This window comes from Streptomyces sp. NPDC046866, from assembly GCF_040704625.1.
In the GTDB taxonomy this organism is placed as follows: Bacteria; Actinomycetota; Actinomycetes; order Streptomycetales; family Streptomycetaceae; genus Streptomyces.
In genome coordinates this window covers 246795-262601 of sequence record NZ_JBEYXN010000003.1, presented here as the reverse complement: position 1 = coordinate 262601, position 15807 = coordinate 246795, and the positions used below count along the sequence as shown (strand labels likewise).

General features: G+C 68.3%; 7 protein-coding genes. 1 reads left to right on the top strand and 6 read right to left on the bottom strand.

The window, feature by feature from the left end:
- Positions 1-187: 187 nt before the first annotated feature.
- From tuf to rpsL, 4 genes are all read right to left on the bottom strand, one after another.
- Positions 188-1381 (bottom strand): elongation factor Tu, encoded by a 1194-nt coding sequence (tuf, locus tag AB0953_RS07155; RefSeq protein ID WP_366858401.1) that lies wholly within the window; start codon positions 1379-1381, stop codon positions 188-190.
- A gap of 153 nt (positions 1382-1534) precedes the next feature.
- Positions 1535-3664 carry an elongation factor G gene (gene fusA, locus AB0953_RS07150; RefSeq protein ID WP_366858400.1) on the bottom strand — a complete coding sequence of 710 codons (2130 nt, stop codon included), beginning with the start codon at positions 3662-3664 and terminating at the stop codon, positions 1535-1537.
- A gap of 39 nt (positions 3665-3703) precedes the next feature.
- The gene (rpsG, locus tag AB0953_RS07145) at positions 3704-4174 is read right to left on the bottom strand and encodes a 30S ribosomal protein S7 (RefSeq protein WP_114053724.1); all 471 of its coding nucleotides are present in this window, start codon (positions 4172-4174) and stop codon (positions 3704-3706) included.
- Positions 4175-4176: 2 nt separating this feature from the next.
- Positions 4177-4548: a 30S ribosomal protein S12 gene (gene rpsL / locus AB0953_RS07140; protein WP_007265893.1), complete on the bottom strand. Its 372-nt coding sequence runs from the start codon at positions 4546-4548 to the stop codon at positions 4177-4179.
- A gap of 475 nt (positions 4549-5023) precedes the next feature.
- Between rpsL and AB0953_RS07135 the strand changes: the two genes are divergently transcribed.
- Complete coding sequence (locus AB0953_RS07135; protein WP_366858399.1) at positions 5024-7528, top strand: YfhO family protein; 2505 nt, start codon at positions 5024-5026, stop codon at positions 7526-7528.
- Positions 7529-7901: 373 nt separating this feature from the next.
- Here the strand turns inward: AB0953_RS07135 and AB0953_RS07130 are convergent, their stop codons facing one another.
- Positions 7902-11801, bottom strand: a complete 3900-nt coding sequence (locus AB0953_RS07130) for a DNA-directed RNA polymerase subunit beta' (RefSeq protein WP_366858398.1) — start codon at positions 11799-11801, stop codon at positions 7902-7904.
- A 99-nt stretch (positions 11802-11900) separates the two neighbouring features.
- On the bottom strand, positions 11901-15383 hold the full coding sequence (rpoB, locus tag AB0953_RS07125; protein WP_361919229.1) for a DNA-directed RNA polymerase subunit beta: 3483 nt from the start codon (positions 15381-15383) through the stop codon (positions 11901-11903).
- Positions 15384-15807: the final 424 nt, after the last annotated feature.

Genomic DNA, 15807 nt, shown 5'->3' with positions numbered 1-15807 from the left:
CGCCCGCACGCACGCACCGAAGGGCCGCACCCGCGAGGGGGTGCGGCCCTTTCCGTACGCGCACCTCCGCGCCGAGCCCGGGCAGCACGAAGGGCCCCTCCCCCGCCGCCGAAGCGGCCGGGAAGGGGCCCTCGTGTCAGACACGGAGCCCGCTCGCGCGGACTACCAGGTCAGAACGTGAAGGAACTTACTTCACGATCTTGGTGACCTGGCCGGCGCCCACGGTGCGACCACCCTCACGGATGGCGAACTTCAGGCCCTCCTCCATGGCGACCGGCTGGATCAGCTGGACGGACATCTCGGTGTTGTCGCCCGGCATGACCATCTCGGTGCCCTGCGGCAGGGTCACAACGCCCGTCACGTCCGTGGTACGGAAGTAGAACTGCGGACGGTAGTTGTTGAAGAACGGCGTGTGGCGGCCACCCTCGTCCTTGGACAGGATGTAGGCCTGGGCCTCGAACTCGGTGTGCGGGGTGACCGAACCCGGCTTGATGATGACCTGGCCGCGCTCGACGTCCTCGCGCTTGATGCCGCGGAGCAGCAGACCGACGTTCTCACCGGCCTGGCCCTCGTCGAGCAGCTTGCGGAACATCTCGATGCCGGTGACCGTGGTGGTGGTCTTCTCGTTCTTGATGCCGATGATGTCGACGGTCTCGTTGACCTTGAGGACACCACGCTCGATGCGGCCGGTGACGACCGTACCGCGACCGGTGATGGTGAAGACGTCCTCGACCGGCATCAGGAACGGCTTGTCGGTGTCGCGCGGCGGGGTCGGGATCGACTCGTCGACGGCCTTCATCAGGCCGAGGAGCTTGTCGCCCCACTCCTTGTCGCCCTCGAGGGCCTTCAGCGCGGAGACGCGGACGACCGGCAGGTCGTCGCCCGGGAACTCGTACTCGGAGAGCAGCTCGCGGACCTCGAGCTCGACGAGCTCCAGGATCTCCTCGTCGTCCACCATGTCGGCCTTGTTCAGGGCGACGACGATGTACGGAACGCCGACCTGGCGGGCCAGGAGCACGTGCTCCTTGGTCTGCGGCATCGGGCCGTCGGTGGCGGCGACCACGAGGATCGCGCCGTCCATCTGCGCGGCACCGGTGATCATGTTCTTGATGTAGTCGGCGTGACCCGGGCAGTCGACGTGAGCGTAGTGACGCTCCTCCGTCTGGTACTCGACGTGCGCGATGGAGATGGTGATACCGCGCTGGCGCTCCTCGGGAGCCTTGTCGATCTGGTCGAAGGCCGAGGCCTCGTTCAGGTCCGGGTACGCGTCGTGCAGCACCTTGGTAATGGCGGCCGTGAGGGTCGTCTTACCGTGGTCAATGTGACCGATGGTGCCGATGTTGACGTGCGGCTTAGTCCGCTCGAACTTCGCCTTCGCCACGGGGTTCCTCCTGGAGAGTGGTTCTGTACGCCTTACTCATCGGCGCCAGGTGATCTTTGCTGGAAAGCCGGCCCCCGGGGCAACAGGTTTTTTGCATTGCACCTGCTGCCCCAGAGGTTCCGGTGACAAGCCTAAAGCGTGTACTCGGGAGAGTTACTCGCCCTTGGCCTTCGCGATGATCTCCTCGGCGACGTTCCGCGGAACCTCGGCGTAGGAGTCGAACTGCATCGAGTAGCTGGCGCGACCCGAGGTCTTGCTGCGGAGGTCTCCGACGTAGCCGAACATCTCCGAAAGCGGCACGAGGCCCTTCACGACGCGGGCGCCGTGACGCTCCTCCATGGCCTGGATCTGGCCACGGCGGGAGTTGATGTCGCCGATGACGTCACCCATGTAGTCCTCGGGCGTGGTGACCTCGACGGCCATCATCGGCTCGAGCAGGACGGGGGACGCCTTGCGCGCGGCCTCCTTGAAGGCCTGCGAACCGGCGATCTTGAACGCGAGCTCGGAGGAGTCGACCTCGTGGAAGGCACCGTCGAGAAGCGTGACGCGGACGCCCGTCATCTCGTAGCCGGCCAGGATGCCGAACTGCATGGCCTCCTGCGCACCGGCGTCGACCGAAGGGATGTACTCCTTCGGCACGCGGCCACCGGTGACCTTGTTCACGAACTCGTACGCCGGACCGTCGGTCTCGGTGATCGGCTCGATCGCGATCTGCACCTTGGCGAACTGACCGGTACCACCGGTCTGCTTCTTGTGCGTGTAGTCGTGGCGCTCGACCGACTTGCGGATGGTCTCGCGGTACGCGACCTGCGGCTTGCCGACGTTGGCCTCGACCTTGAACTCGCGCTTCATACGGTCGACCAGCACCTCGAGGTGCAGCTCGCCCATACCGCCGAGGATGGTCTGGCCCGTCTCCTCGTCCGAGTGAACGTGGAAGGAGGGGTCCTCCTCCGCGAGACGCTGGATGGCGACACCCAGCTTCTCCTGGTCACCCTTGGACTTGGGCTCGATGGCGACCTGGATGACCGGCGCCGGGAAGTCCATGGACTCCAGGATGACCGGGTTCTTCTCGTCGCACAGCGTCTCACCGGTGGTGGTCTGCTTCAGGCCCATGACGGCGACGATGTCGCCGGCGCCCACCGAGTCGATCTCCTCACGCTTGTTCGCGTGCATGCGGTAGATCTTGCCGATGCGCTCCTTCTTGCCCTTGACGGAGTTCTGCACCGCAGTGCCGGCCTCCAGGCGGCCCGAGTAAACCCGGACGAAGGTGAGCTTGCCGAGGTGCGGGTCGCTCATGATCTTGAAGGCGAGCGCGGCGAGGGGCTCCTCGTCCGACGGCTTGCGCTTCACGACGACCTCGGCGTCCTTGACGTCGTGGCCCTCGATGGCCTCGATGTCGAGCGGCGACGGGAGGTAGCGGACGACCGCGTCGAGCAGGGGCTGGACACCCTTGTTCTTGAACGCAGTACCACAGAACACCGCGGTGATCGTGGAACCGCCACCCTTGCCGGAGCCGATGATGATGCGGCGCACGGCGGCGTGCAGCTGCTCCTCGGTCGGCTCCTCGCCGCCCAGGTACAGCTCCATGATCTCGTCGTCGTTCTCGGCGACGGCCTCGAGCAGCTTGCCGCGCCACTCCTCGGCGGCCTCGGCGTGCGTGGCCGGGATGTCGACGATGTCGTACATCTCGCCCTTGGTCGCCTCGGCGGACCAGACGAGCGCCTTCATCTTCACCAGGTCGACAACGCCCTGGAAGTCGGCCTCGGCACCGATCGGGAGCTGCATGACGATCGGAACCGCGCCCAGGCGGTCCTTGATCATGTCGACGCAGCGGTGGAACTCGGCGCCGGTGCGGTCGAGCTTGTTGACGAAGCAGATGCGCGGCACGCCGTAACGGTCGGCCTGGCGCCACACCGTCTCGGACTGCGGCTCCACACCGGCGACACCGTCGAACACGGTGACGGCACCGTCGAGGACGCGGAGCGAACGCTCCACCTCGACCGTGAAGTCCACGTGACCCGGGGTGTCGATGATGTTGATGGTGTGGTCGACGTCCTCGAGCGGCCAGTGGCAGGTCGTCGCGGCAGACGTGATCGTGATGCCGCGCTCCTGCTCCTGCTCCATCCAGTCCATCGTGGCAGCGCCGTCGTGGACCTCACCGATCTTGTAAGACACACCGGTGTAGAACAGGATGCGCTCGGTGGTGGTCGTCTTGCCCGCGTCGATGTGGGCCATGATGCCGATGTTGCGCACCTTGGCCAGGTCAAGCGAAGTGGTAGCCATAAGGCTTCAGTCTTCTCTCGGTCTCGATGTGGGTTGCGACTACCAGCGGTAGTGCGCGAAGGCCTTGTTGGACTCGGCCATCTTGTGCGTGTCCTCACGCTTCTTGACGGCCGCACCGAGGCCGTTCGAGGCGTCGAGGAGCTCGTTCATGAGGCGCTCGGTCATGGTCTTCTCGCGGCGGGCGCGGGAGTAACCCACGAGCCAGCGCAGGGCCAGGGTCGACTGGCGACCCGGCTTGACCTCGACCGGAACCTGGTAGGTCGCGCCACCGACGCGGCGGGACTTGACCTCGAGGGACGGCTTGACGTTCTCCAGCGCGCGCTTCAGCGTGATGACCGGGTCGTTGCCCGTCTTCTCGCGGAGGCCTTCCATGGCGCCGTAGACGATGCGCTCGGCGGTGGAGCGCTTGCCGTTCAGCAGGATCTTGTTGATCAGCGAGGTGACAAGAGGAGACTGGTAGACCGGGTCGATGATGACCGGGCGCTTCGGGGCGGGGCCCTTACGAGGCATTCTTACTTCTCCTTCTTGGCGCCGTAGCGGCTGCGGGCCTGCTTGCGGTTCTTGACAGCCTGGGTGTCAAGCGCACCGCGGATGATCTTGTAGCGAACACCCGGCAGGTCCTTCACACGGCCACCACGCACGAGCACGATCGAGTGCTCCTGCAGGTTGTGTCCCTCACCCGGAATGTAAGCGGTGACCTCGATGCCGGAGGTCAGACGCACACGCGCGACCTTGCGGAGCGCCGAGTTCGGCTTCTTCGGGGTGGTCGTGAACACACGCGTGCAGACGCCACGGCGCTGGGGCGAAGCCTCGAGCGCGGGCGTCTTCGTCTTCTCGACCTTGTCCTGCCGGCCCTTACGGACCAGCTGCTGGATCGTAGGCACTACTTCTCCGGTTTCTGTGTGCCGTGTAGTGAAGCTAACCTGGAACATTTCCCCGACCCACGCGGTCGGGTGTGTCGGATCCGGCAGGCCTCCGCGCAGGCGCGGAAATGCTCGCGTGGATCTCGGTGGCCGGTGCGGCTCGCGTGCGGTTGATGGACACGCACGGGAGCCCAGGCACACCCCAGGCACAAGGTCTGAGCGTACCCACCGCATCCACTCCGGTCAAAACAAAGGCCCCTCCGCCGCAGCCGCGACATCCCTGCCGGTCATGTGCCGCTTGGGCCGACGGCTCCGGGGCGGCGCCGGCGCGCGGATGTGGTATATGCCGGCCGGCGGCGGCTCGCGGAACCGGAGCACCCCGCGACAACTAAACTGCGTCAGCGATTCGGCCCGGAGGGGCACGACCCGTACGAGCGGCGCCGGCGAGCAGGCGCGCGGCGCGCGCGGCACGACACGAGCACCAGGGAGCGGGACATTGCGGACGGTCACCTCGGAGCCGACGGCCGCGGACCGCCCGGTCCGCCCGTCGCCGGACCGCCGGTACCCCCGGCGCCCCCGCCTCGCCCGCCTGTACGCCCCGCTGCTGGCCTTCGTCATCACCGCCGGTGCCTTCTGCGCCTCCTGGGCGGCCCGCGGCACCTTCCCCTTCGGCAACACGGGCCGGGCGATCAACGACCAGGCCAACCAGTACGTGCCCTTCCACCGGGCGCTGTGGGACCTGGTCCACGGGCAGGCCGCCGGCGACGTGCTGTTCAGCTGGCGCTCCGGCTTTGGCCAGCAGTTCCTCTCGGACTACCACACCTACCTCGGCAATCCGTTCTCCTGGCTCGCCGTCCTCGTCCCGCGGGCCCACGTCGACCTCGCCGTCTTCGCGATCACCCCGGTCACCATGGGCACCGCCGCCGCCGTGATGGCCGTCTACCTCGGCAAGCTGCACCCCGGTCCCTGGTGGCAGCGCGGGGTCCTCGGCGCCTGCTACGGGCTGTGCGGCTGGGCGCTCAGCGACGCCTCGTACATCCCCATGTGGCTGTGGGGGCTGGTCGCGTTCCCGCTGCTCGGCATCGCCGTCGAATGGTGCCTGGAGGAGCGCCGCTGGCCGGGCGTCGCCCTGTTCGTCGCCCTCGCCTGGTTCGGCAACTTCTACACGGCGATGATGGCCACGATGGCCGCCTGCGTGCTGCTCGCCGTCCGCCTGGGCACGGTGGGCCTCACCGGCCGGCAGCGCCTCGGCGCCCTGTGGCGGGCCGCCACCGCCACCGGGACCGGCATCCTGCTCACCCTGCCGCTGCTGCTGCCCTCGTTCCTGTCCAGCGGCGCCGCGCAGCCGACGCAGGCCGGCTCCTTCGCACCGGTGCGCACCGAGATCTTCCTCGCGGGCATGCTGCCCGCGACCCACCTGTGGGGCGGCCGGCCGCGCCTGTACGTGGCCTCCCTGGGCCTGATCCTGGCCGGCTCCTTCGTCCTGAACACCGCCGTCGCGCGCCGGACCCGCCTGGTGTGGGCCGCGGCGACCGTGCTGGTGGCGGCCTCGTTCCAGTTCCCGCCCACCCAGTACCTGTGGCACGGGCTGGCGGTGCCCAACGGCAACCCGTACCGGGAGGCCTTCGTCTTCAGCGGGATGGTGGTCGTCCTCGCCTGGCTGTCCCTGGCGAACCGGCCCCGCCCGCTGCACCTCGCACTGACGGCCGGCCTGCTGGTCGCCGCCACCTTCGTGCTGCGGCACACCAACGACTTCGGCGGCTGGACCTGGCCGGCGGTGCTGGGCGGCGGCGCGGTCTCGCTGCTGGCGCTGGTGCTGCTCTCGCTGGGCGGGAAGCGGCGGTACCTGATCCCCCTCGCGGCCGCCCTGATGGTCGGGGTGGTCTTCGCCGAGTCCACCGCGGCCGCGGTGAACGCCGACGCCCGGCGCTCGCGCGAGCGCTGGGCCAAGCCGGTCCCCACCTCCAACCGCTCGATCACCGCGCACGAGGAGGCCGTGCGCCGCGCCGACGGCTGGCCGGCCTACCGGACCGACTCGGGCGCGCCGCAGACCTCGTACAATGACGCCCTCGCCCTCGGCGCGCAGGGGCCGCAGTACTACAGCAGCTACCTCCCGGAGGCCACGTACCAGGCCCTGGAGCCCCTCGGCTACGGCTTCAAGAACGACGGCCGGACCTTCTTCGGCGCCGACAACCCGGTGCTGGACGCGGTCTTCTCCATCGGTGCCCGGGTCCACCCGGGCCCGGCGAAGGACACCTGGACGGCCACCCGCTTCCCCGCTCCCCCGCTGGTCACGGTCCGCGGCGCCGCCTTCACCTCGCCGAACCCGGCGGACAGCGTCTACGCCCGCCAGGAGAACGTCCTGGGCGCCGCCGTCTACCGGGTCCCGCGGACGGTCCGCGGCGGGAGCGCGGCGGAGCAGACGTACACCGCGCAGTGCACGCCCGGCTCGGAGGCGTACTGGTTCTCCCCGGCCCTGTACGGAACCCTCGCCTCCGGCGGCACGGAGCGCCCCCTGGAGGACCGGATGACCGGCGTGCTGAAGCTGGGCCCGGTCCCGGCCGACGGCACGGTCGCCGTCACCGTGAAGACCCGCACCCAGGACGCCACGGCCGGCGAGCACCCGATCGGGTGCCTGGACCGGGCCGCGCTCGACGCCCGGATCCGCACCCTCGCCGAAACCGGCGCGAGCGCGGTCCGGCCCACCGGCCACGGCATCGAGGCGACCCTGCCGGCCCCGGGCACGGCGGCGACCGCCGTCCTCGCCACGACCGACATCCCGGGCTGGCGGTGCACGGTCGACGGCGAGCCGGCCGCCCCGGCCTCCTTCCACGGCCTGCTGTCCCTCTCCCTGGCCCCGGGCGCCCGCCACCTCGCGTGCACCTTCACCCCCAAGGGCCTCATCCCGGGTCTGGCCGGTCCGGCCCTGGCCCTCCTGGCCCTGGCCACCACCACCCTCCTCCCCCACCTCCGCCGCCGCCTCCGCCGCCGGGAGGCCTGACCGGCCCCGATACCGCGTTGCGGCCGCTCCGCGCCCGATGCGCTCAAACGCCGCGCGGGCTGGATCCGCCGACCCGCCGACGTTGACGCCGGGTCGGCCCACCGGCCTTCGAAGCCGCGGCCCGGCACAATCCAGCCCCGCCGGCGTGTGAGGCGCGGGGTCTGGGGCGGCGCCCCGAGGAACCCGGCTCCCCCGGGCACCGGGCGGCTGGCGGCTGGCGGCCTGGCGGCTGGCGGCTGGCGGCTGGCGGCTGGCGGCTGGCGGCTGGCGGCTGGCGGCTGGCGGCTGGCGGCTGGCGGCTGGCGGCTGGCGGCGGCAACGAAGAAGCCCCCCGCCGCTCCTCTCGGAGCAGCGGGGGGCTTCTGGGTGACCCTTAGCCGTTGTACGGGCCGTAGTCGTAGTCCTCCAGCGGGACCGCCTGGCCGGAGCCGGTGCCGAAGGGCGAGTAGTCGATGTCGTCGTAGCCGACGGCCGAGTACATCGCGGCCTTCGCCTCCTCGGTCGGCTCGACCCGGATGTTGCGGTAGCGGGCGAGGCCCGTACCGGCCGGGATGAGCTTACCGATGATGACGTTCTCCTTCAGGCCGATGAGGCTGTCGGACTTGGCGTTGATCGCCGCGTCCGTCAGGACTCGGGTCGTCTCCTGGAAGGAGGCGGCCGACAGCCAGGATTCCGTCGCCAGCGAGGCCTTGGTGATACCCATCAGCTGCGGACGGCCGGAGGCGGGGTGACCGCCCTCGGTGACCACACGACGGTTCTCGTGCTCGAAGCGCGAGCGCTCCACGAGCTCGCCCGGCAGCAGCTCCGCGTCGCCGGACTCGATGATCGTCACGCGGCGCAGCATCTGCCGGATGATGATCTCGATGTGCTTGTCGTGGATCGACACGCCCTGCGAGTTGTAGACCTTCTGGACCTCGCCGACCAGGTGCACCTGGACGGCGCGCTGGCCGAGGATGCGCAGCACGTCGTGCGGGTTGGTGGCACCCGCGGTGAGCTTCTGGCCCACCTCGACGTGGTCGCCCTCGTGGACGATGACCTTGGCGCGCTTGGAGATCGGGTAGGCCGTCTCGTCGCTGCCGTCGTCCGGGGTGATGACGATCTTCTTGGTCTTCTCGGTCTCCTCGATCCGCACGCGGCCGGCGGCCTCGGAGATCGGGGCGACACCCTTCGGGGTACGGGCCTCGAAGAGCTCGACGACACGCGGCAGACCCTGGGTGATGTCGTCACCGGCCACACCACCGGTGTGGAAGGTACGCATCGTCAGCTGGGTACCGGGCTCACCGATGGACTGGGCGGCGATGATGCCGACCGCCTCACCGATGTCGACCAGCTTGCCGGTGGCCAGCGAGCGGCCGTAGCAGTACGCACAGGTACCGACGGCGGACTCACAGGTCAGGACGGAGCGGGTCTTGACCTCCTCGACGCCGTTGGCGACGAGGGCGTCGATCAGGACGTCGCCGAGGTCCACGTTGGCCGGCGCGATGACCTTGCCGTCGACGACCACGTCCTCCGCCAGCATGCGGGCGTAGACCGAGGTCTCGACGTCGTCGGCCTTGCGCAGGACGCCGTCCTCGCCCTTGACCGCGATCTTCAGCTTCAGACCGCGCTCGGTGCCGCAGTCCTCCTCGCGGATGATCACGTCCTGCGAGACGTCCACCAGACGACGGGTCAGGTAACCCGAGTCGGCGGTACGCAGGGCGGTGTCCGCCAGACCCTTACGGGCACCGTGCGTGGAGATGAAGTACTCCAGCACCGTGAGGCCCTCGCGGAAGGACGCCTTGATCGGACGCGGGATGGTCTCGTTCTTCGCGTTCGACACCAGACCACGCATACCGGCGATCTGCCTCATCTGCATCATGTTTCCTCGGGCACCCGAGTCAACCATCATGAAGATGGGGTTGGTCTTGGGGAAGTTCGCGTTCATCGCCTCGGCGACCTCGTTGGTCGCCTTGGTCCAGATCGCGATGAGCTCCTGCGTGCGCTCGTCCTTGGTGATCAGACCGCGCTCGTACTGCTTCTGGACCTTCTCGTCCTGGGCCTCGTAGCCCGCGACGATCTCCTTCTTGGCCTCGGGGACCACGACGTCGGAGATGGCCACGGTGACGCCGGAACGGGTCGCCCAGTGGAAGCCGGCCGCCTTCAGGTTGTCGAGCGTCGCCGCCACGATGACCTTGGGGTAGCGCTCGGCCAGGTCGTTGACGATCTCGGAGAGCTGCTTCTTGCCCACCGAGTAGTCGACGAACGGGTAGTCCTCCGGCAGCAGCTCGTTGAAGAGCGCACGACCCAGCGTGGTCTTCAGACGGAAGCTGTCGCCCGGCTGGAACTCCTGCTCACCCTCCTCGGCGACCGGGGGGACCCAGCCGCGCGGCGGGATGGTGCCCACCGGGAAGCGGATGTCGACCGACGCCTGGAGCGAGAGCTCGCCGGCGTCGAACGCCATGATCGCCTCGGCCGTGGAGCCGAACGCGCGGCCCTCGCCCTTGACGTTGCGCAGCTCGCCGTCCGTGGTCAGGAAGAACAGACCGAGGACCATGTCCTGGGTCGGCATCGTGACCGGGCGGCCGTCGGCCGGCTTGAGGATGTTGTTCGAGGACAGCATCAGGATGCGGGCCTCGGCCTGCGCCTCCGCGGAGAGCGGCAGGTGGACGGCCATCTGGTCACCGTCGAAGTCCGCGTTGAACGCGGTGCAGACGAGCGGGTGGATCTGGATGGCCTTGCCCTCGACCAGCTGCGGCTCGAAGGCCTGGATGCCGAGGCGGTGCAGCGTGGGCGCACGGTTCAGCAGCACCGGGTGCTCGGCGATGACCTCTTCGAGGACGTCGTACACGACGGTGCGGCCGCGCTCGACCATGCGCTTGGCCGACTTGATGTTCTGCGCGTGGTTCAGGTCGACCAGGCGCTTCATCACGAACGGCTTGAAGAGCTCCAGCGCCATGGCCTTGGGCAGGCCGCACTGGTGCAGCTTCAGCTGCGGGCCGACGACGATCACGGAACGCGCCGAGTAGTCGACGCGCTTGCCGAGCAGGTTCTGGCGGAAGCGACCCTGCTTGCCCTTCAGCATGTCGCTGAGGGACTTCAGCGGACGGTTGCCGGGGCCCGTGACCGGGCGGCCGCGGCGGCCGTTGTCGAAGAGGGCGTCGACCGCCTCCTGGAGCATGCGCTTCTCGTTGTTCACGATGATCTCGGGCGCACCGAGGTCGAGAAGGCGCTTCAGGCGGTTGTTGCGGTTGATCACGCGGCGGTACAGGTCGTTCAGGTCGGAGGTCGCGAAGCGGCCACCGTCCAGCTGCACCATCGGACGCAGGTCCGGCGGGATGACCGGGACGCAGTCGAGCACCATGCCCTTGGGGCTGTTGCTGGTCTGCAGGAACGCCGAGACGACCTTGAGGCGCTTGAGCGCACGGGTCTTCTTCTGGCCCTTGCCGGTACGGATGATCTCGCGGAGGCGCTCGGCCTCCTCCTCCAGGTCGAAGGACTCCAGGCGCTTCTGCAGCGCCGCGGCACCCATCGAGCCGTCGAAGTACGTGCCGAAGCGGTCACGCAGCTCGCGGTAGAGGAGCTCGTCGCCCTCCAGGTCCTGGACCTTGAGGTTCTTGAAGCGGTTCCAGACCTCGTCGAGGCGGTCGATCTCGCGCTGCGCGCGGTCGCGCAGCTGCTTCATCTCGCGCTCGGCGCCCTCGCGCACCTTGCGGCGCACGTCGGCCTTGGCGCCCTCGGCCTCGAGCTCGGCCAGGTCGGACTCGAGCTTCTTGGCACGGGCCTCGAGGTCGGCGTCGCGGCGGTTCTCGATCTGCTGGCGCTCGACGGAGACGTGGGCCTCCAGCGACGGCAGGTCGCGCTGGCGGCGCTCGTCGTCGACGAACGTGATCATGTACGCGGCGAAGTAGATGACCTTCTCGAGGTCCTTCGGCGCGAGGTCCAGCAGGTAGCCCAGGCGCGACGGAACGCCCTTGAAGTACCAGATGTGGGTGACGGGAGCGGCAAGCTCGATGTGGCCCATCCGCTCACGGCGCACCTTGGCGCGCGTGACCTCGACGCCACAGCGCTCACAGATGATGCCCTTGAAGCGGACACGCTTGTACTTGCCGCAGTAGCACTCCCAGTCCCGGGTGGGGCCGAAGATCTTCTCGCAGAAGAGTCCGTCCTTCTCGGGCTTCAGGGTGCGGTAGTTGATGGTCTCCGGCTTCTTGACCTCGCCGTGCGACCAGGTACGGATGTCGTCCGCGGTGGCAAGGCCGATCCGCAGCTCGTCGAAGAAGTTGACGTCGAGCACTGTGCGTCAATCCCTCTTTCGGGGTCGTGTCTCTTGATCAGTGGTCTGAACGGTCCCGGGGACGGCGGGGGCTCCTCGTGGGAGCCCCCGCCAGGCCCGTCAGACCTCTTCGACGCTGCTCGGCTCGCGCCGGGACAGGTCGATACCGAGCTCCTCCGCAGCGCGGAAGACGTCCTCGTCGGTGTCGCGCATCTCGATGGACATGCCGTCCGAGGACAGCACCTCCACATTGAGGCAGAGCGACTGCATTTCCTTGATGAGCACCTTGAAGGACTCGGGAATGCCCGGCTCGGGGATGTTCTCGCCCTTGACGATGGCCTCGTACACCTTCACGCGGCCGGTGACGTCGTCGGACTTGATGGTCAGGAGCTCCTGGAGGGCGTAGGCGGCGCCGTAAGCCTCGAGCGCCCACACCTCCATCTCACCGAAGCGCTGGCCACCGAACTGCGCCTTACCACCCAGCGGCTGCTGCGTGATCATCGAGTACGGACCGGTCGAACGGGCGTGGAGCTTGTCGTCGACCAGGTGGTGGAGCTTGAGGATGTACATGTACCCGACCGAGATCGGGTCCGGGAACGGCTCGCCGGAGCGGCCGTCGAACAGGCGCGCCTTGCCCGACGGCAGGACCAGGCGGTCGCCGTCGCGGTTCGGGATGGTGTGCTCGAACAGGCCGGCGAGCTCGTCCTCGCGGGCGCCGTCGAACACGGGGGTGGCGACGTTGGTGCCGGGCTCGACGCGGTCGGCGCCGATGGCCTTCAGTCGCTCGGCCCACTCCTCCGCCAGGCCGGAGACGTCCCAGCCGCGGCTGGCGAGCCAGCCGAGGTGGATCTCCAGGACCTGTCCCGGGTTCATTCGGGACGGGACACCCAGCGGGTTGAGGATGATGTCGACCGGGGTGCCGTCCTCGAGGAAGGGCATGTCCTCGATCGGGAGGATCTTGGAGATGACACCCTTGTTGCCGTGGCGGCCGGCGAGCTTGTCACCGTCGGTGATCTTGCGCTTCTGGGCGACGTAGACGCGGACCAACTGGTTCACGCCCGGGGGAAGCTCGTCGCCCTCCTCGCGGTCGAAGACGCGGACGCCGATGACCTTGCCGATCTCGCCGTGCGGGACCTTCAGGGAGGTGTCGCGGACCTCGCGCGCCTTCTCACCGAAGATCGCGCGGAGCAGGCGCTCCTCGGGGGTCAGCTCGGTCTCACCCTTCGGGGTGACCTTGCCGACCAGGATGTCGCCGGCGACGACGTCCGCACCGATGCGGATGATGCCGCGCTCGTCGAGGTCGGCGAGGACCTCCTCGGAGACGTTCGGGATGTCCCGGGTGATCTCCTCGGGGCCCAGCTTGGTGTCACGGGCGTCGACCTCGTGCTCCTCGATGTGGATCGAGGAGAGGACGTCGTCCTGGACGAGGCGCTGCGACAGGATGATCGCGTCCTCGTAGTTGTGGCCCTCCCACGGCATGAACGCGACGAGCAGGTTCTTGCCCAGCGCCATCTCGCCGTTCTCGGTGGCCGGACCGTCGGCGAGGACCTGGCCGTCGATGACGCGGTCGCCCTCGTTGACGATGACCTTCTGGTTGACCGAGGTGCCCTGGTTCGAGCGGGAGAACTTGGCGACGCGGTACGTGGTGTACGTGCCGTCGTCGTTGGCGACGGTGATGTAGTCGGCCGAGACCTCCTGGACGACACCGTCCTTCTCCGCCTTGATGGAGTCGCCGGCGTCGACGGCGCAGCGGTACTCCATGCCGGTGCCGACGAGCGGCGCCTCCGCCTTGATGAGCGGAACGGCCTGGCGCATCATGTTCGCGCCCATGAGGGCGCGGTTGGCGTCGTCGTGCTCGAGGAAGGGGATCATGGCGGTCGCGACCGACACCATCTGGCGCGGCGAGACGTCCATGTAGTCCACGTCCGTGCCGGGCACGTAGTCGACCTCGCCGCCGCGGCGGCGGACCAGGACGCGGCCCTCGGCGAAGCGCAGCTCCTCGTCCAGGCGCGCGTTGGCCTGGGCGATGACGAAGCGGTCTTCCTCGTCGGCGGTCAGGTAGTCGACCTCGTCGGTCACCTGGGCGTCGACGACCTTGCGGTACGGCGTCTCGACGAAGCCGAACGCGTTGACGCGGCCGTACGAGGCGAGCGAACCGATCAGACCGATGTTCGGGCCTTCGGGGGTCTCGATCGGGCACATGCGTCCGTAGTGGGACGGGTGCACGTCACGGACCTCGAAGCCGGCCCGCTCGCGGCTCAGACCACCGGGGCCGAGCGCGGAGAGACGGCGCTTGTGGGTCAGACCAGACAGGGGGTTGTTCTGGTCCATGAACTGCGACAGCTGGCTGGTGCCGAAGAACTCCTTGATGGAGGCGACGACCGGCCGGATGTTGATCAGGGTCTGCGGCGTGATCGCCTCGACGTCCTGGGTGGTCATGCGCTCGCGCACGACGCGCTCCATACGGGCCAGACCCGTGCGGACCTGGTTCTGGATGAGCTCGCCGACGTTGCGCAGACGACGGTTGCCGAAGTGGTCGATGTCGTCGGTCTCGACGACGATCGAACGGCCGGACTCGCCGATGGTCTCGGTCTCGCCCGCGTGGAGCTTCACCAGGTACTTGATCGTCGCGATGATGTCGTCGACGGTCAGCACGCCGGCGTCGAGCGGCTCGTCCGCGCCCAGCTTCTTGTTGACCTTGTAGCGGCCGACCTTCGCGAGGTCGTAGCGCTTGGGGTTGAAGTAGAGGTTCTCCAGCAGCGTCTGGGCGGCCTCGCGGGTCGGCGGCTCGCCCGGACGGAGCTTGCGGTAGATGTCGAGCAGCGCGTCGTCCTGGCCCTGGGTGTGGTCCTTCTCCAGGGTGGCGCGCATGGACTCGTACTCGCCGAACTCCTCGAGGATCTGCTCGGTGGTCCAGCCGAGCGCCTTCAGGAGGACGGTGACGGACTGCTTGCGCTTGCGGTCGATGCGGACACCGACCATGTCGCGCTTGTCGACCTCCATCTCCAGCCAGGCACCCCGGGACGGGATGATCTTGGCGGAGAAGATGTCCTTGTCGGACGTCTTGTCGATGGAGGAGTCGAAGTAGACGCCGGGGGAGCGCACCAGCTGCGACACGACGACACGCTCGGTGCCGTTGATCACGAAGGTGCCCTTGTTGGTCATGAGCGGGAAGTCGCCCATGAAGACCGTCTGAGACTTGATCTCACCGGTCTCGTTGTTCGTGAACTCGGCCGTGACGAAGAGCGGCGCCGCGTACGTGAAGTCGCGCTCCTTGCACTCGTCGACGGAGTTCTTCGCCGGCTCGAACCGGTGGTCGCGGAAGGTCAGCGACATCGACCCGGAGAAGTCCTCGATCGGCGAGATCTCCTCGAAGATCTCCTCGAGACCGGACTTGGTGGGGACGTCCTGTCCACTCTCGAGCGCCGACTCGACGCGAGACTTCCAGGCGGCATTGCCGAGCAGCCAGTCAAAGCTCTCGGTCTGCAGCGCCAGGAGGTTCGGAACCTCGAGGGGCTCCTTGATCTTTGCAAAGGAGATGCGCAGCGGGGCGGTGCTGGCACCGTTGTTCGTATTGGTCGAGGCGTTGCGCGAGGCGGCCAAGAGGGGGTCCTTCCGAGGGCTCGGACTCACTACGCGCGTACCGGTCCCAGTCGACACCGCGGGGAGAGAACCCCCCGATCCGGCCGAAAGGCCAGGTCAGGGCGATCAGTCACGTGTGCTCGAGCGTGGGCATGCCCCTGGCGACGGGCAGGGGACAGCTAACAGGCAGCGCAAAGGGTCAGTGTAGCCACTCGGCTCACTGATGTCCAGACCAGGTTTCCGGAGACCGGCAACAGGCCTTCCCCACGTCCGTCAAAAACCAACCTTGCTGTCGCTGCGCCGCGCTCCTCGTGCACAGAGCGCGTATCAGTACTGCCCTCTTCGTAGTCGATCCATGCCTCGGATCTCCGATCCCTGCCTGCGGATCTCGGATCGAGCCGGGCCGAGCTCACAACGGGACTGAGAATTGCGCGCCGCGTGCCGT

Coding starts and splice junctions, on each gene's coding strand:
- fusA (WP_366858400.1), bottom strand. CDS start 3,664: ATGGCTACCACTTCGCTTGACCTGGCCAAGGTGCGCAACATCGGCATC.
- rpsG (WP_114053724.1), bottom strand. CDS start 4,174: ATGCCTCGTAAGGGCCCCGCCCCGAAGCGCCCGGTCATCATCGACCCG.